The sequence below is a fragment of the Sorangium sp. So ce394 genome (assembly GCF_051474665.1).
In the GTDB taxonomy this organism is placed as follows: Bacteria; Myxococcota_A; Polyangia; order Polyangiales; family Polyangiaceae; genus Sorangium; species Sorangium cellulosum_D.
In genome coordinates, this window is record NZ_CP150339.1 from 9,077,827 (window position 1) to 9,094,854 (window position 17,028).

Below are 17,028 nucleotides of genomic sequence, written 5' to 3' on the forward strand. Positions count from 1 at the left end.
GCTCAGGGCGCCCCGCGGGGCGCGGCGCGTGGTCGCGTGTCGTCGACGGCGCGGCGGCGCATCAGGAACGGCGCGTGCACCTGGTCGTCCTTGTAGTTCGAGCAGAGCACGTACATCGCGATGTTCACGGCGAGCCGGAACGCGCGCTCGCGCTGCGCCTCGCCCCCGGGCGTGACCTCGACGCTCGGACCGCCGCCGTCCGAGCGCGCCAGCGCGCCGGCGAGGTCGTGGTCGGAGAAGATCACCTGCGGCATGCCGCCGCGCACGATGGCCGAGAGCTTCTGCGGCCCCTCGACGCGGCCGACGGCGCGCGGGAGGAGATAGAAGGAACGGAAGACGACGTTCTCCGTGCCGATCGGGATGGGCGAGCCCTCCGGCAGGACGCGGGCGAGCTCGCGCCGCGCAGCGCGGCCGAACGCGCCGCTCCCCGGGGCGAAATCGTCGACGAAGAGCACGCCGCCGAGCGCGAGGAAGCGCCGCAGGCCGAAGACCTCGCGCTCGGTGAGCGGCGGGATGTCGCCCTCGCCGCCCCAGAGCGCGAACGGCTCGGCCAGGAGCGCCGGGTCGTCCGCGCGGACCGTGGTCGGGTTGCGGCGCGCCGGCGCGCTCGTCCGGCGCTCCAGCTCGAACGACCAGCGCGCCGGCGCCGTGGCGCGGACGCCCTCCCAGCGCGCGTTGCCCGTGAGCAGCGGCCGCGGGTTCCACGCCCCCTCCTCGCCGAAGGCGCGCGCGGGGCGCGGCACCGCCGCGAGGAGCAGCGCCGAGACCAGCACCAGCGCCGCCGCGGCCAGGCGGCGGGGCGGCGCCGCCGCAGCCAGGCGGCGGAGCGGCGCCGCCGCAGCCAGGCGGCGTGCGGAGCCGCCGGCGGCGCCGAGCTGCCGTGTCAATCGAAGTCCTCCACCCGCCATACACCCGCCTCGCGCCGGAGCTTCACCTCGTGCCCACCAGGGATCTGAACCGTCGCGGAGTCGCCCGCAATCCGGACCTCGAGGCCCTCGGGCTGGGCGAGCCCCTCGACCAGCGAGCGGAGGTCGCTCTCGATGGCGCTGCGCGTGGCCGGCGTGAGGACGCGCAGCAGGCCGGCGTAGCTGCGGCGCGCGAGGACGCGCCGCAGCTGCTCGAGCGCCTGCTCGGGCGTGCGGCCGCCCGCGGGCAGCGCGTCGGCGGCCGAGATCCGGAAGGCGCGCTCGCGGTCGTCGAGCTCCAGCGTCGCGATCTCGCCGTCCGGGTAGCGGACCCGGGCGCGGGTCTTGATCACCACCCCGGGCGCCGTGACGCTCCTGGCCTGCTCGGCGAGCTCGGCGCGCGCCTCGGCCACGCGCCGCCGCACCTCCTCGCGCGACATCGCGGTGCGGCTCCGCTCGCTCAGCATGCCGTAGATGGCGTCGGCGTCCCCCCGCGCGGCCGCGTCCGCGTAGGCCCGCACCGCCTCGTTCGGGTCGGGGAGCGAGGGCGACGCGCAGGCGAGGCCGGCGAGCGGCACGACGAGCGCGAGCAGCGTGAGGAGGGCGCGCGGCACGGGGGCGAGCCTAGTACATCGGCGGCGGCGCGTCCCAGCGCCGTGGAGGCGCGCCGGGACGCCCGCCGAGGCGCGCCGCCGCCGCCGTGGGGGCGCGCCGCCATCGCCCGCGGGGCGCGCGGCCATCGCCCGCGGGGCGCGCCGGCGCCGCCGTGGGGGCGCGGCCGTGGTAAGGCGGCTCGGCCCGCGCCTCCTCGACCCGAACGAAGCCAACGCCGCATGACCGATGTTGTTGGAAAGCTCTGGGGGTTCTGTCACACGCTCCGCCACGACGGCATCGACCACGGGGACTACATCGAGCAGATCACGTACCTGCTCTTCCTGAAGATGGCCGCGGAGCGAGGCCTCGATCTCTCGCGCGTCGCGCCGAGGGCGCCCCGCGGCGAGCTCGATCCGGTGGACTGCTCGTGGCCCGCCCTGCGCGCCGCGAGCGGGCAGGCGCTGCTCGACCGCTACGCCGAGGTGCTCCGGTCCCTCGAGCAGGCCCCCGGCGTGCTGGGGGAGATCTACGCGGGCTCGCAGCCGCGCTTCAAGAGCCCCGCGAACCTCGGGCGGCTCGTCGATCTCATCGACGAGATCGAGTGGACCGGCCTCGGCGTGGACATCCAGGCAGCGGCGTACGAGGGCCTGCTGGAGAAGGCCGCCGCCGAGGGCAAGAAGGGCGCCGGGCAGTACTTCACGCCGCGCGTCCTCATCCAGTCGATCGTGCGGTGCATGCGGCCCGATCCGCGGGAACAGCCGGGCTTCGCCCTCTGCGACCCGGCGTGCGGCACCGGGGGGTTCCTCGTCGCCGCCTGGGAGTGGCTCGAGGCCGAGGCGCGAGGGGCGCTCGACCGGGAGACGGCGGACCGGATCAAGTCCACGGCGTTCTTCGGCCACGAGCTCGTCGCGCGCCCCCGCCGCCTCGCCCTCATGAACCTGGTCCTCCACGGGATCGAGCCGAGGATCGCCCTCGGCGACTCGATCGACGCCCCGCCGCCCGCCGAGCGGTTCGACGTGATCCTGACGAACCCGCCCTTCGGCACGAAGGGGGCGCGCCAGACGCCGGGCCGCGAGGACTTCGCGATCGCGACCGCGAACAAGCAGCTCAACTTCATCCAGCACGTGCTGACGATCCTGAAGCCCGGCGGGCGGGCGGCGATGGTCCTGCCCGACAACTGCCTGTTCGCCGACCAGGCAGGCGCCGTGTTCGAGATCCTCGCCGAGGGCTGCGACCTGCACACGGTGCTCCGCCTGCCGCGCGGGACGTTCACGCCGTACAGCCCCGGCGTGAAGGCCAACGTCGTCTTCTTCACGAAGGGCCGCGCGACGGAGAAGGTCTGGATCTACGACGCGCGGACGGGCGTCCCGTCGATCACCAAGAAGGATCGGCCGCTCTCGCCGGCGCATTTCGCCGAGTTCGAGCGGTGCTACGGCGACGACCCCGACGGGCGGGCGGGGCGCCAGGCGGCGAGCTCCCGCGAGGGCCGATTCCGCAGCTTCGAGCTCCGCGAGATCGAGGAGCGCGAGTTCAAGCTCGACGGGTTCAAATGGCTCAGGGAGGAGTCGCCCGACGACGCCGGCGAGCTGCCGGAGCCGGAGGAGCTGGCCACCGACGCGATCCTGGAGCTCGAAGAGGCGGTCGCCGCGCTCGGCCGCGTGCTCGCGCTGCTCGAGGGCGGGGCGAAGGCGGCCGAGGCGTGAGCGGGCGCCTGCGCCTGCCCGAAGCGTGGGCCGAGACGACGCTCGCGTCGATCTGCGCGCACCGGACCGGGAGCTCGAAGCTCATCAAGGGCAAGCTCCACGCCGAGCGGCGGCCCGGGCGCTACCAGGCATTCAGCGCCTCCGGCCCCGACGTGTGGTGCGACCGCTGGGAGCACGAGGGCGAGGCGATCGTCGTCTCCGCCGTGGGGACGCGGTGCGGGAAGGCGTTCAAGGCGCGCGGGCGATGGTCGGCGATCGCGAACACCCACGTGGTCTGGCCGGACGGGCGGGTCATCGATCTCGACTACCTGTTCCTCCACCTCAACGACGAGGGCTTCTGGGTGAAGGGCGGCTCCGCGCAGCCGTTCGTGAAGGTGCGCGAGACCTTCGAGCGCCCCTTCGCGCTGCCTCCCCTCCCCGAGCAGCGCCGCATCGTCGCCAAGGTCGAGGCGCTGCTCGCCGAGGTGGACGCCGCCAAGGCGCGGCTCGCCAGGGCGTCGCTCGTCCTCCGGCGGCTCCGGCAGGCCGTGCTCTCGGCGGCGTGCTCGGGCAGGCTCACCGAGGATCTCCGCGCGCCGCCGCCGTCGCTCGCCGCCGCGCCGCCTCCCGCCGAGCTCGCGGAGCCCCTCGCGCGCGCGTGGCCGCTGGCGGCGAGCGACGGCGGCGGCGCGCGGCCCCCGCCGACGTCGTGGGCCCTCTGCCCGTTCGGCGCCCTGGTGGACAACCACGACGGCAAGCGCGTCCCCCTGAGCTCCACGGTTCGAGAGCGGCGCCGGGGCCCGTACCCCTATTACGGCGCCTCGGGGATCATCGACTCGATCGATGGCTATCGGTTCGACGGAGACTACCTGCTCGTCGCCGAGGACGGCGCGAACCTCCTGTCCAGGAGCACCGCGGTGGCCTTCGCCGCGAGCGGGCGGTTCTGGGTGAACAACCACGCGCACGTCCTCCAGCCGAAGCCCGGCGTGGTCCTCGGGTACCTCGAGCTGCTCCTGAACTCGCTCGATCTCCAGCACCACGTGACCGGCTCCGCGCAGCCGAAGCTCACGCAGGCGGCGCTCAACGCCATCCCCGCCCCGCTCCCCCCGACCGAGGAGCAGGCCGAGATCGTCCGCCGCGCGCGGGCGCTGTTCGCGCTCGCCGGCGCGATCGAGGAGCGCGTGACCGCCGCCGCGGCCCGGGCCGACCGGCTCCCGCAGGCGATCCTCGCCCGGGCGTTCTCGGGCGAGCTCGTCCCCACCGAGGCGGAGCTGGCCCGCGCAGAGGGCCGGGGCTACGAGCCCGCGGACGCGCTCCTGCGCCGCGTCCACGCCGAGCAGGCGGGACCCGGGGCGAGCGGCCGCGGGGGCGGCGGACCGGGGCTGGCCTAGTTCTTGGTCGGCGCGGGCGCGCCGTCCTGGATCCACTGGCGGAGGGTCGCGAGCTCGGCGCTCGTCAGGGTCGGCTTGTTGTCCGCGCTCTGCGGCATCACGCCCGTGTTGCAGCTGGCGGTGGCGCTGGGCCTGCATCCGGCGCTCGCCGCCGTCCCCGCGACCTTGCGGTAGAGCCAGCTCTGCTCCGGATCTCCCGGCACCACGAGCTTGAACTGCCCGCCGCCCCTGGCCGGCTTGTTGACGAGGCCAGCGACGATGTCCGTCGAGCTGATCTCGCCGCCGAGCGACAGACCGGCCTGCGGGCCGGTCGACGGCGCGGCGTGGCAGCCGCTGCACTTGTTGACCATGCTCTCGAAGATCGGACGGACGCTGGTGTGGAACACGCCCGACTCCGTGGGCAGGGGGTCGACCGGGTCCGGGTTCAACTCAGGGTTGATGACCCGAGCGATCGCGTCCATCTCGTAGCACTGGGCCGCGACCGCGTCCTTCAGCTTCTGGTCGTCGGGCGACAGGCCCTTGGCGACGCGGTACTTCTCCCAGACCTTGTCGATCCAGCCGTGCAGCTTCCAGAACATGTAGTTGTCGATGTTCGTGAACTGGTTGCCGAGGCCGTGGTCGGTGTTGTTGCTGCGGACCCATTTGAAATGGAGCTCGCCGTGCAGCCCGCTGGCCGTCACGCTCGCACCCGGGATGGCTTGACCGGTGAAGCACTGGAGCCACATGCCGAACGCGCCTTCGTCCGGGAAGCGGCTCAGGTTCTCCGGCTTGTCGATCTCGTCGGCGATCTTCGCGTTGGCGATCGTCGTGGCGCTCCAGGGCCTGAAGTCCGCCCTCCACTGCTGGGGCAGCTCCTCCGCGCTCGTGGGGAACTTGTCGAAGCCCTCGAACTGCTCCGAGTGGTTCGGCCAGAGCTGCTTCAGCGACTGGATCATGTGCCGATGCATGGCGAGGAACTGGAAGCCGTCGCCCGTGGTCTTGCACTCCTGGTCCGACGGGACCGGGACCGACGAGTTGCAGATATCGACCCTGCTCATCCCGCCGAGCCCGCCGGGACCGCAGCGCCGGATGCTGTGCCACTCGAAGTGGGCGGCCTGCCATTCGTTCTCCTGCATCCAGGCGATCACTTCGGGCTGGACCGTGAGATCGACCTGACCGTTCTTGGCGAACTCCGCCGGGCCGTCCTTGATCGTCGCGTCGCTGGGGTGGGGATCGAAGCCGTCCACGCAATGATCCTTCGGGTGCGTGACGCCGGTCCCGCTGGAGCCGCCGCCGCCGCTGCCGACGGCCGGTCCGGCGGACGAGGAGGTCGTGGTCCCGGAGGAGGAGGAGGAGGAGGACGGGCCGCTGCCGCTGGCGACGGAGGTCGCGCCGCCCGCTCCACCCCCGCCCTCCCCTGCTCCAGCGGCGCCCTCCGCGTCGGGATCTCCGCTGCTGCAGGCTCCCAGCAGAAGGGCCGTGACGCACGAGACGAGACAGAACGTGCGCTGCGAGATCTTGCCGAATGACACGGTGGACAAGCCTGCCTGATCGTTGATTCGCATGGTGCTCCTAGGTACCGCTGGATGCCGGGTGCGTGCTCCCGCGCAGACGCTGGGCGAGACGCCGGATGGGGGGCGTCGGGCAGCGGCTGGTCGCATCGCCTGGCACGAGGCCTCCAAGCAGAAAGGCGAGTAAAAAGATTGTTGAAAAGATCGTCGCCGTCGTTGGATGAGCCGAGGGAAAAGGAAGAGCGAAGCGACTCCGAGGATGTCAAGGGCGAATCGCCACGCTCGCCTCAGGTGACAGAAGGTTCCTTACGCGTTCCGCCTCCCTCTTGGAAAAGTGATGCCGTATCGAGAGCTTACCAATGCATCGAAGATGCGCGTCACGCCCATCAGGAACGGAGCTTTGGTGTCGAGCGCGCGTGGCGAGCTCTGCCTCCCCGGCCGTCTTCAGGTGGAGCCAGCCCCGATGCCGATGATCGGCCCGGGATCCTCTGCGCGACAGGCTCATCCGCGGAGGATTCAAGAACGCTCGCGCTTCAGGGACATCAAACCTGCTTTCCTTAAGCTCTACGCGGGCAGCACACGGCGCCATCGCCGTGGACCACCCCACCCCTGACATTCCCGCGGCTCGGAACTTTGATCACCCGGACTCGCCGATCGTATCAATACCGCGTTCAGCAGAACATTTTCACGAGACGAGATCACGGGCGCGGCGGGCTTGCGCTCCGGAGTGCGTGTTCCACTGTGCCCGATGAAGTTCAGTGGATGCGCTCGCAGACGCGGGCGCCTCGCCCGGGTTCGTCGAGCTCTGCCGTTCGGTCGAGCGACGTCCTCGCCGTCGGGGCTGGTGGAGAGGTGTACCGACGCTCCATCAAGGATGCGTCGACGCATCGACGGGGCCGCCTTCACGCCACAGCCAGCCTGCGGGCGCAGGCGCCTCCCCGCGGATCACCTGCCGCACCGTCAGGACGACCACGCGGCCCGCCTCGCGCTCCTCCGCGAGCCAGCCCACGAGCGCGGAGAGGTCCTCGATGGAGATGCTGTAGTCGTCGCAGGCGTCACAGATATGGTGGAAGGTGAGCTGTATCCATCCGCCATCCTGCTGCCCGCGCCGGACGAGCGCCTGAATCGTTGAGAGGCGGTGAACGAGGTGGAGGGAGCCGGGCGTGCGGGTGGCCATGGGGTCGCGCGGCGGGATGGTCTCCGCGCGTGCGCAGAGGATGCACGGGGGTATGCCGAGCCCGCCCGCCCTCCTGGCGCTGTCGTAACCGCAGGAGCGCACCTGCTCGGCGCTGACGCTGTCGTACTCGCCGCGGGGGTACGCGAAGTCGCTCACGTCGAGGCCGAGCGCGAGGAGCGCGCGGCGATCGTCGCAGACCTGCCGGCGCAGCTCTCCGGCAGGGAGCCCGGGCAGCGGCGCGTGGTCGACGGTGTGGCCGCCGATCTCGTGGCCGTCGGACGCGAGCGCGCGGAGGTCTGCGACCGTCATGTAGCCGGGACGGCCGAGTCGACCGCTGTTCACGAAGAACGTGGCATGCATCCGGTGCTCGGCGAGGATGGAGCGCGCGGAGAGCTGATTCGCCAGCGTATCGTCGAACTCGAGGGACACGACGGCGACGCCCGGGGGACACCCTGCCAGGAGGATCGAGGCGAGGAGGACGGCGGCGAGGCACGCTCCGATGCACAGAAGCACCGCCTGGTCCTGGCGCGTCGCGAGGCGCCGCGCGCCGCCCTTGTTTGTGCGCAGGCTCTCCACAGCAGACACCGCCGTATCATCGGCCGTGCCTGCGCCTCCGGCGTCCTCCCACGGAGATCAGCGCGCCATGCGCCTTCCGGGAACGTCTGGCGCCTCTCCCGAGACCGGGAACGACGAGCACCGACGGATTCGACAGGATCGTGTCAGAGGCCTATCTGCCCACCCTCTGCGCTCCCAGAGCGAGCATCGCGTCCCAGAACATCTTCTCGTACGCCTGAAATAGCCGGGTCGTGCGGCGGATCGCCCGGGGCTCCACGCCGCGGTCGAGCCCGTCCTGCACGATCGCGACCGCGGTGTCCTCGAACGACGGCAGGTTCGCGAACGCGTCCAGGAAGGCCGTGTGCTCCGGGCCGAAGCCGTACCGGTCGCGGAGCGCCTCCCCCATCCTGCCGCAGCTGAACCCCCACGCCGGGAAGTTGATGAGCAGGGCACACGCGATCTCGGCCGCCGAGGCGTTGGCCGCCGCCCAGGCCATCTGGGTGGCGTAGGCGAACCCCTCCGCGGTGACCTCGTACCGATCCAGGTCGCCCCTCGTCATGCCGAGCTTCTCGCCCATGGCGGCGATCGCGGCGGGTGCCGCGAGCTCGCCTTGAAGGACGCCGCTCCAGAAATCGCGAAAGGGCGTGTCCGCGAAGCGCTGGAGCATCATCGCCATCGACCGCATGTCGCTGAGCACCACATGGTGCTGGTGGCCCGGAAACGCCTTCAGCCCGTCGAGCGTGATCTCGCCGCGCGAGAGCGCGCCCGGATAGGGGTGATCCCTCAGCTGATCGTCGATGTTGCGGAGCTCTTCGCGGATGTCCTTCACCAGCGCGGTCGCGGCCTTCATGGATGGCGTCCTCCGTTCCGGCCGCATCCTACCACCGCTCGGCCCCCCGGCGTTCCCGCGGATGTGCGCGCGGAGATCGGGCCATGACGGCGGCAGCGCCGGTCGCGGTCACGCCCCGTCCGGAGCGCGCCCCTTCGCGCAGTAGCGCTCGACCCACTCGGCGATGCGGCGGCTGTAGAACACCCGGTGGCTCGGCTTGCCGCGCTCGGCGAGGTGGTGGTCGCCGCCGGGAAAGCGAATGAGCTCGACGGGCGCCTTGCCCGATCGCACGAGCGCCGCAAAGAGCTCTTCCGACTGGCCGATGGGGCAGCGGTGGTCCTCCTCGCCGCACAGGATCAGGGTGGGCGTCGCGGCCTCTCCGGCCCAGGACACCGGCGAGAGCTCGCGGTAGAGCTCTCGCCGGTCGAACGGCTCGCCGCGCATGTCGTGCGGATCGACGTAGTAGCCGGTGTCGGACGTCCCGTAATGGGACTCGAGGTTCGCCACCGGCGCGCTCGAGACGGCGGCGCGGAAGCGCTTCGTCTTGCCGATCGCCCAGGCCGCCATGAAGCCGCCGTACGACTTGCCGGCGATGGCGACGCGATCGCCGTCGACCGTGCCCTCGGCGACCAGCGCGTCGATCGCGGCGAGGTGCTCCGGCAGGTCGCGCTCGCCCCAGCGCCCCCGCAGGCGATCGGCGAACTCCTTTCCGTACCCGCCCGAGCCGATCGGGTTGAGCGACAGGACGGCCCACCCGCGGGACACGAGGACATACCAGTACGGCCGGTACGTGAAGCCGAACTCGACGTAGGCGTGCGGGCCCCCGTGCACGTGGACGAGCAGCGGCGCTGGCTGCCCATCGCGATCCGGCGGCAACATCAGGAGGCCGGCGTTCTCCATGCCCGACGCGCCGCGGAACTCCCGCAGCGCGACGTCGGGCCAAGCGCGGCCCTCGCCCCAGGCCTCGTTGACGTTCACGAGGAGCCGCGCGTCCGAGCCGTCCCAGCGCGCGCTCCCGAGCAGGCCGCAGAGGCGCATGGTGCTCCACAGGAACGCGAGCCTGCCCGCGCCGGGCGCCGCGCTGATCTGCGTGATCTGCCGGTCGTCCGAGATGGCCTTGCGGAGCGCGCGCTGCTCGACCGAGACGAGCGCCACCTCCGAGGTGCTCTCGGTCGCGAGGACCACGGCGAGCTCGCGCCCGTCCGCGGACCACGCCGGGGGCATCACCTTGCCGAGCGGGAAGCTCGCGACCTCCGTGTCCTCGGAGGTGACCATGCGCGGCTCCGCCTCGCCCCGCGCGCCGACGACCCAGACGTGCTGTCGCGAGCCGCCCTCCTCGCGCGGGCTGTAGAACGCGAGGGCGCCGCCGTCCGGCGACCACGAGGGCATCGCGGCGAGCGGGCAGCCGCGCGTCACCTGCCGGAGCCCTTCGCCCGACGGCGTCATCACCCAGAGGTCGCTCCGGTGGGCGTCACGGGGGCCCGTCCGCGTCCGGCTGAACGCGATGTGGCGCCCGTCGGGCGACCACGCCGGGTCGCTCTCGTTCGCGTCGCCGCGCGTGATCTGCCGCGCCTCGCCCCCCGCGGCGGGGACGACGAAAAGGTGCGTCCGGCGGTCCAGCACGAACCCCTCCCCGTCGCTTTTGTACAGGGCCCTCGTCACCACGCGCGGAGCGCCCGGCGGCGCGCCGGAGGCGACGTTCGCCGAGAAGACCAGGGCCGCGCCGTCGGGCGACCAGGCGGCGAGACCGGCGCCCGACGCGAGGTCGGTCAGCCGCCTCGCCTCGCCGCCGTCGATCCGCATCACGTAGAGCTGCGCCGGGCCGCCGCCGCGATCCGAGAGGAAGGCGATCCGAGACGCGTCGGGCGAGAAGCGCGGGCTCTCGTTCGTGTCCGAGCCGAACGTGATCTGCCGGGGGGCGCCGCCGGCGGCGGGGATCAGCCACAGGTTGGAGACATAGGTGTCCGCCTCGGCGTCGACCTCCTCGAGGACATAGACGATCCACCGGCCGTCGGGCGAGAGGACCACCTCGGAGACGAGCTTGAAGGACAGGAGGTCATCCGGCTCGAAGCGGCGATCGTCGGGCGTTCGCATGGGCAAAACAAGGTGAACCGGGAGGCGGACGTCAAGCCTCCTCGGCGAGGCCATGACCTCGCGAGGCCGCGCGCCGGGCTGCCCCGATGACGCCGCCCGGCGGCGGGTCAGGCGCGCTGGGCGAAGAAGCGGGCGTTGATCTCCCGGTAGTGCTGCCACTCGGCCGGCAGCTCGTCTTCATCGAAGATGGCGTCCACCGGGCACTCGGACTCGCAGGCGCCGCAAGAGATGCACGACTCGGGATCGATGTAGAGCTGGAGGCGCGCGAGGCGCGTCTTCCGCTCTCCTTCGGGGAGCTCCGCGATGCGCGCGATCTCGTCCGCCGGGAGCGGGCCGTGGATGCACTCCACGGGGCAGACGGAGACGCACGCGGTGTCGCAGGTGGCGATGCAGGGCTCGGCGATGACGTAAGCCATGAAGGGGTCCTTTCCGCGGAACGATCGCCCGCGCTCTCCTCACGCCTTTGTGCATGTGCACGGCGCATACCGCGCCCCGAGCGGCCCTTTCCCGGGCTCGCGCCGGCCTTGTGCGGCCCTGGCAACGCCCGTACGGTGCCGCGCAACGCCATTTCGGTGGCGTCGCTCCCCGCCCGATGACCGCCCCCGCCGATCGCGCCCTCCTCCTGCTCGCCGACCTCGGCGAGGCCGCGGCGCGCGCGCACACGGAGGCGACGCTCGTCCCCGCGGTGAGCGCCGTGCTCGCGCGCCACCTCCCGCTCCGGCGGCTCGATCTCCGCCGCGGCGCGGCCGCGCCGGGCGCGCCGGAGATCCGGCGCGGGGCGGGCGGCGAGGCGATCGCCGTCTTCGCGCTCCGCGACGCGGAGGGCGACGTGGGCTGCGCCGCGATGGAGCTCGGCGAGGGCGCGGCGCTCGACCTCTCGCCCGCGCTGCTCGAAGCGCTGGGGCGCCTGCTCGCCGTGGCGCTCCGGCAGGTGCAGGTCCTCGGGCGCGTCGCGGCGATCGCGCGCCGCGCGCAGGGCGAGAAGCGGGCGCTCCAGGAGGAGCTCGACCGCGTCGCGCTGCCCCGGGAGGTGGTCGCGAGGGGCCCGGCGATGCGGGCAATCTTCCTGGAGATGGTGCCGCTCGTCGCGCGGCAGGACACGACCGTGCTGGTGCGCGGCGAGACGGGCACGGGCAAGGAGGTGATCGCGCGCCGCATCCACGCGCTCTCGCGCCGCGCGGAGCGGCCGTTCCTCGCGGTGAACTGCGGCGCGCTGCCCGAGGGGCTGGTCGAGAGCGCGCTCTTCGGCCACGAGCGCGGCGCGTTCACGGGCGCCGCGGCGCGGCACCTCGGGACGTTCGAGCGCGCGAGCGGCGGGACGCTGCTGCTCGACGAGATCGGCGAGCTGCCGCGGGCGGCGCAGGCGAAGCTCCTGCGCGTGCTCCAGGAGGGCGAGATCGAGCGCGTCGGCGGCGAGGGCGCGGTGCGCGTGTCGGTGCGGGTGATCGCCGCGACGCACCGGCCGCTCGAGGCGATGGTGGCGAGCGGGGCGTTCCGCGAGGACCTGTACTATCGGCTGCAGGTGTTCCCGATCGTCGTCCCCCCGCTGCGGGAGCGGCCCGAGGACCTGGAGCCGCTCACGCGGGTCATCGTGGAGAAGGTCGCGGCGAGCTTCGGCCGGCGGCCGCCGCGGGTGAGCGCGGAGGCGATGGCGCGGCTGCGGGCGCACGGCTGGCCGGGCAACGTGCGGGAGCTGGAGAACGTGATCGAGCGGTCGATGGTGATGTCGACCGGGGACGAGCTCGTCCTGTCCGCGCCGCTCGCCGCGGCGCCGCGCGCGGCCGGGCGCGCGATGACGTACCGGGAGGCGGCGCAGCGCTGCATCGAGGACGCGCTGCGGGCGTCGGGCGGGAAGATCTACGGGGAGGACGGGGCGGCCGCGGCGCTCGGGCTGAAGCCGACGACGCTGCAAAGCAAGATGCGGAAGCTCGGGATCCGGCGGGAGGATGGCGGGAACGGCGGGAACGACGGGAAACGATGACTCGAGGCCAGCGCGGCCCGGCATCGGGTGTTCGGCCGCCGTCGACGAGGCCGCGTCAGCGCTCCGCGACGGCGAGCCGCTCGATGGCGCGGACGCCGCGATGCGGGGGCCAGTAGCGCGCGGCCCAGTCCACGGTCGACTCGTCGGAGAGCACGCGGAGACCGACGCGCGCGAGGAGCTCGCGCATCTCCTCGCGGGCGAGCGGCGTGCGGACGGGCTCGCCCAGGGAGCGGAACATGCCCCGGATCACGCGCTCCGCCCAGGCGGGGAGCTCGGCGTCGGGGAGCATCCCGTAGGTGAGCGCGATGCGGCTCCCGGGCGCGGAGAGCGCCGCCGTGAGGCGCAACGTCGCCTCGATCGCCTCGCGCGTCAGGTAGACGGCCACGCCCTCCCAGATCCAGAACGTGGGCTCGGCCGGGCGGAAGCCGGCCGCGAGGAGCGCCTCGTCGAGGCGGTCGCGCTCGAAGTCCACCGGCACGCGCGCGAGGCCGCGTGCCTTGAGCTCCGGCGCGGCGCCCGGCGCGCCCGCGGCGCTGCCGTCCCCGCGCGCGAGCGACGCGAGGCGCTCGACCTTGTCGCGCTGCGTGCTCGGGTGATCGACCTCGAAGACCTGGACGCCCGCGAGCTCGGGCAGGCGCATCGCGCGGCTGTCCAGGCCGGCGCCGAGCACGACGAGCTGGGATGCGCCGCGCGCGACGGCCTCGCGGAGCGCGTCGTCGATCGCGCGGGTGCGGAGCGCGACGTGGTAGCCGACGCCGAACGTGGCGACGCCGATCGCGCGGTGGAGGGCGCGGGCGGCGGCAGGAGAGCCCGCCGCCAGCGGGAGCGCGCGCGCCGGCAGCGCGAGCGGCCACGGGACGAGGCGGGCCGCGAGCGGGTCGGGCGCCACGCGGTAGGGCTCGGGCATCTCGGTGTAGAGCGCCCGCAGGGCAGCGACGAGGGAGGCGGTGAGGCTTGGGCGTTGAGATCGCACGAGGGTGCCGGGGCTCGCGGTCGGCCGCCCGGGATCGTCCGCGGCGGCGCCTCAGCGTACATGCCACGTCGCCGGCGCGCTCGTCTCTCGTCGTTCGGTTCCCGCTTGGTTCCAGGTCGCGGTCGCTGCGGCTCGCACGCCCTGCGTCAGCGCGCTGTCGCTGCGGAGATCCAAGGCGCGGAGAGCCGCGGGCGCGGCGCCACACCGAATGCACCGGTTCTTGCTTGCCACGTGGCCGCGGGCCGGTAGAGCCGCCATGGCGTGTCGAGAAATTAACGGTTGCCCTTCACGTGAGGTGCGGGGCTGCACCCCTTCTTCAGGAGTGTTGAGCATGAGAGCGAGCCTTGCTTGCGGCGCGATGGTCATCTTGCTTGCCCAGGGCATGCTGGGATGCGGGGACGACACGGAGCCCGGTGGAACCGGGTCGTCGAGCTCCTCGACCAGCGGTAGCGGCGGCAGCGGCGGTGGCACCGGCGGCAGCGGCGGCGGTGGCACCGGCGGCAGCGGCGACGGTGGCAATGGCGGGGACGGCGACGGCGGCAATGGCGGCAGCGGCGGAGAAGGCGGCAACGGCGGAGGCGACGCAATCGCCTGGACCCCTTGCCCGCTCTTCACCGACGGCACCGGCGAGGACGCCGAGTGCGCCGAGATCCCCGTCCCGCTCCGCTGGGACCAGCCGGAAGGCGAGACCATCACCTTCTTCGTCAAGCGCAAGCTCGCCGCGACCCAGCCGAGCCGCGGACAGCTCTGGCTCCTGAACGGCGGGCCGGGGTACTCGGGCGCCGATTTCGAGCCGTCCGTGCAGTTCCTCGCCGGCGTCGACCCGACGCTCGACATGTACATGCCGGACCACCGCGGCACCGGCCGCTCGAGCCGCCTCGGCTGCGCGGACGGGGAGACGCCGGAGAGCGAGGCCGGCAGCTATCTCACCGACGCCGAGCTGGCCGCCTGTCTGCCGTCGATCAAGGCCGGTCTGGGCGACGACATCCAGGGCTACACCGTGACGAACGCCGCGCGCGACGTCGGCGAGACCATCGCGCGGACGCGCGCCCCAGGCGGCGACGTCATCGTCTTCGGCGGCTCCTACGGCTCGATCTGGGGTCACCGCTACCTCCAGCTCTATCCCGACCAGCCAACGGCCGTGTCGCTCACCGCGCTGGCCGTCAACTCGCGCCTCTCGGACATCGATGTCTGGCTCAACGACCTCGGCCAGCGGTTCATGGGCCTCTGCGGCGCCGACCCGTCCTGCTCGGAGAAGCTCGGCGCCGACCCGTGGGCGACGATGACGGAGACCCTGGATGCGTTCGAGGAAGGCGCGTGCCCGGAGGTGGCCGCGCTCGGCTATGACCGGCCGGTCTTCCAGGCGCTGTTCGCGCAGTTCCTCTACCAGTGGGCGCCGCGGCCGCTCATCCCGGCGCTGATCTACCGGCTGGACCGGTGCTCTCCTGCCGACGTCGCCGCGTTCACCCACCTCGCGGGGATCGTGCTCGCTCCCCTCCCCGAGCCGCTCTCGCCCTCCCTGCGGTTCTACTCCCCAGTGCTCCGCAACAACATCATGCTGTCGGAGCTCTGGGCCGACCCACCGCCGCCCGCGTCCGAGATGCAGGAGTACCTCGCGGAGGCCAACGTGGCCCTCGGGCTGACGGACGACGCCGCCGCGGTCCACGAGAGCTGGCCGCGGTACACCCCCGACGCCTACGCAGGGCAGTGGGCCACGACGAGCGTGCCCCTGCTGCTCCTCCACGGGGGGCTCGACTTTATCCCGAGCGCGGTGCCGGAAGCCGTCGAGCGCCACTTCACCGGCCCGAACCAGACCTTCGTGATGCTGCCGCGGGCCCCCCACGGGCTCGAGAGCCCGACCAGCGGCGGCACCTCGTGCGACCTGGAGATCCTGCTCCAGTTCATCGCCGATCCCGAGGCGCCCCTCGACACGTCGTGCACCGAGCGGATCCTGCCCCTGGATTTCAGCGTCGATCCGACCCTGAGCGCCACCTACCTCGGCACGGACGACGCATGGGACGGCGAGCCGGGCGCGGAGCGGCGCGCGTCCACCGCGTCGCCCGAGCACGAGCGCGCGATCGCGCGCCTGCGCGAGGCGATCGCGGCTCGGTGACGACGACGGGCTGCATAGAGTTACAACAAGACTAGATCAGGAAGAACGTCTCCCGGGGCGCGGCGAATTCTGCTAGAGCTGTGAGCCGCGTCGAGCGCTGATCGCGCCCCGACGCGAGCGGCGGATTCTTAGGACTTCGGCGAACGTGCCGCGCTGCGGGAGCGCGCTGCTCCGGCGAGCGGGCCTATCACCTTTCGGGCATCGACATGACTTCTTCTTTGCATCGCGACATCGCACGCTTCACTTGGGTTGGCGTCTCCTGTCTTGCCCTGTCCGCCGCGGCGGCGGGGTGCTCGGACGACGGGAACGGCGGCTCGGACGCGGGGGGCGCCGGCGGCTCCGGCGCGGGGACCGGCGGCGCCTCGAGCGTGAGCTCGGGCACGGGCAACCCCATCGCCACCAGCAGCAGCGCCGGCGGCGGCGCCAGCAGCAGCACCACGACCAGCAGCAGCACCACGACCAGCAGCAGCACCACGACCAGCAGCAGCACCGGGACGCCGAGCGCGACGAGCACCACGTCGAGCACCGGCACCGGCACGCCGACCGGCGCGTGCCCGGCGAACGCGACGTTCTGCGCCGACTTCGAGGGCGACGGGCTCCCGGAAGGCGCGACGTACCGCCCGTCGTACCAGGCGGCCGACGCGCTGAAGAACATGGAGATCGAGTCCTCGATCGTCCACGCCGGCGCGCGCTCGCTGCACGTGAAGCCCGGAATGAGCGGCTACGACTGGAGGATGCTCTCCGTCCCGGCGCCCGGCCCGACGTTCTGGGTCCGGCTCTACGTGCGCAGCAGCGTGGATCTCGGCCAGTCCGACCACAACGCCTACTTCCAGGCCATGACCGGCACCGGCGAGCCGAACGAGGGAGACAACGTGGAGGTCGCCGAGCAGTACTGCCAGATCGTCCTGAACATGCGCGACGATGTCGTCCTGCCGACGGGCGGCGACTTCCGGTGCGGGAGCGGCGGCGCGAGCCTGCCCAAGGACCAGTGGCACTGCATGGAGGCCTACTTCGACGGCACCAAGGGCGATGTCCAGATCTACGCCAACGGCACCAAGATCATCGACAAGACCGGCTGGAAGAAGCTCGACTTCAAGACGTTCAGCTTCGGCTACCTCGGCTTCCACGGCCCCGCGCGCTCGATGTGGTACGACGACGTGGCGGTCGCGCCCGAGCGGATCGGCTGCGCCTCCCCCTGACGCGCCCGAGCGCCGGCGCGCACGTGGCGCCGGCGCGATGCTCTC

General features: G+C 72.7%; 14 protein-coding genes. 5 read left to right on the top strand and 9 right to left on the bottom strand.

Annotated elements, in window-relative coordinates:
* Nucleotides 1-2: 2 nt before the first annotated feature.
* Complete coding sequence (locus WMF33_RS33275; protein WP_437332407.1) at nucleotides 3-887, bottom strand: DUF4159 domain-containing protein; 885 nt, start codon at nucleotides 885-887, stop codon at nucleotides 3-5.
* Nucleotides 884-1,519, bottom strand: coding sequence for a hypothetical protein (locus WMF33_RS33280; RefSeq protein ID WP_020738589.1), 636 nt, complete (start codon nucleotides 1,517-1,519; stop codon nucleotides 884-886). The genes WMF33_RS33275 and WMF33_RS33280 overlap by 4 nt, the downstream gene beginning before the upstream one ends.
* 219 nt (nucleotides 1,520-1,738) lie before the next feature.
* Between WMF33_RS33280 and WMF33_RS33285 the strand changes: the two genes are divergently transcribed.
* Together WMF33_RS33285 and WMF33_RS33290 are read left to right on the top strand one after the other, a co-directional pair.
* A complete protein-coding gene (locus tag WMF33_RS33285; protein WP_437332408.1) occupies nucleotides 1,739-3,202 on the top strand; it encodes an N-6 DNA methylase in 1,464 nt (487 codons plus the stop codon).
* Nucleotides 3,199-4,572, top strand: a complete 1,374-nt coding sequence (locus WMF33_RS33290; RefSeq protein ID WP_437332409.1) for a restriction endonuclease subunit S — start codon at nucleotides 3,199-3,201, stop codon at nucleotides 4,570-4,572. Before WMF33_RS33285 ends, WMF33_RS33290 begins: the two co-directional genes overlap by 4 nt.
* On the opposite strand, the gene WMF33_RS33295 is transcribed toward WMF33_RS33290, so the two are convergent.
* The 5 genes from WMF33_RS33295 to WMF33_RS33315 all read right to left on the bottom strand — a co-directional run bounded on the left by WMF33_RS33295 (nucleotide 4,569) and on the right by WMF33_RS33315 (nucleotide 11,133).
* The gene (locus WMF33_RS33295; protein WP_437339548.1) at nucleotides 4,569-6,083 is read right to left on the bottom strand and encodes a hypothetical protein; all 1,515 of its coding nucleotides are present in this window, start codon (nucleotides 6,081-6,083) and stop codon (nucleotides 4,569-4,571) included. The two genes, WMF33_RS33290 and WMF33_RS33295, sit on opposite strands and share 4 nt — an antisense overlap.
* 847 nt (nucleotides 6,084-6,930) lie before the next feature.
* Nucleotides 6,931-7,824 (bottom strand): polysaccharide deacetylase family protein, encoded by an 894-nt coding sequence (locus WMF33_RS33300; RefSeq protein WP_437332410.1) that lies wholly within the window; start codon nucleotides 7,822-7,824, stop codon nucleotides 6,931-6,933.
* Nucleotides 7,825-7,966: 142 nt separating this feature from the next.
* A complete protein-coding gene (locus WMF33_RS33305; RefSeq protein ID WP_437332411.1) occupies nucleotides 7,967-8,644 on the bottom strand; it encodes a hypothetical protein in 678 nt (225 codons plus the stop codon).
* 108 nt (nucleotides 8,645-8,752) lie between these two features.
* Nucleotides 8,753-10,717 carry a S9 family peptidase gene (locus WMF33_RS33310; protein WP_437332412.1) on the bottom strand — a complete coding sequence of 655 codons (1,965 nt, stop codon included), beginning with the start codon at nucleotides 10,715-10,717 and terminating at the stop codon, nucleotides 8,753-8,755.
* Nucleotides 10,718-10,824: 107 nt separating this feature from the next.
* Nucleotides 10,825-11,133 (bottom strand): 4Fe-4S dicluster domain-containing protein, encoded by a 309-nt coding sequence (locus tag WMF33_RS33315; RefSeq protein ID WP_437332413.1) that lies wholly within the window; start codon nucleotides 11,131-11,133, stop codon nucleotides 10,825-10,827.
* Between the two features lie 176 nt (nucleotides 11,134-11,309).
* On the opposite strand from WMF33_RS33315, the gene WMF33_RS33320 reads away from it, so the two are divergent.
* Nucleotides 11,310-12,698, top strand: a complete 1,389-nt coding sequence (locus WMF33_RS33320; RefSeq protein ID WP_437332414.1) for a sigma-54 interaction domain-containing protein — start codon at nucleotides 11,310-11,312, stop codon at nucleotides 12,696-12,698.
* Between the two features lie 55 nt (nucleotides 12,699-12,753).
* Here the strand turns inward: WMF33_RS33320 and WMF33_RS33325 are convergent, their stop codons facing one another.
* Nucleotides 12,754-13,671 (bottom strand): class I SAM-dependent methyltransferase, encoded by a 918-nt coding sequence (locus tag WMF33_RS33325; RefSeq protein ID WP_437332415.1) that lies wholly within the window; start codon nucleotides 13,669-13,671, stop codon nucleotides 12,754-12,756.
* Nucleotides 13,672-14,002: 331 nt separating this feature from the next.
* Between WMF33_RS33325 and WMF33_RS33330 the strand changes: the two genes are divergently transcribed.
* The gene (locus WMF33_RS33330) at nucleotides 14,003-15,784 is read left to right on the top strand and encodes an alpha/beta fold hydrolase (protein WP_437332416.1); all 1,782 of its coding nucleotides are present in this window, start codon (nucleotides 14,003-14,005) and stop codon (nucleotides 15,782-15,784) included.
* 187 nt (nucleotides 15,785-15,971) lie between these two features.
* On the opposite strand, the gene WMF33_RS33335 is transcribed toward WMF33_RS33330, so the two are convergent.
* Entirely contained in the window at nucleotides 15,972-16,439 is a 468-nt protein-coding gene (locus WMF33_RS33335) for a hypothetical protein (RefSeq protein WP_437332417.1), read from the bottom strand.
* Here WMF33_RS33335 and WMF33_RS33340 point away from each other — a divergent pair.
* On the top strand, nucleotides 16,438-16,983 hold the full coding sequence (locus WMF33_RS33340) for a hypothetical protein (protein WP_437332418.1): 546 nt from the start codon (nucleotides 16,438-16,440) through the stop codon (nucleotides 16,981-16,983). The genes WMF33_RS33335 and WMF33_RS33340 overlap by 2 nt on opposite strands.
* The last annotated feature ends 45 nt before the right edge of the window (nucleotides 16,984-17,028 follow it).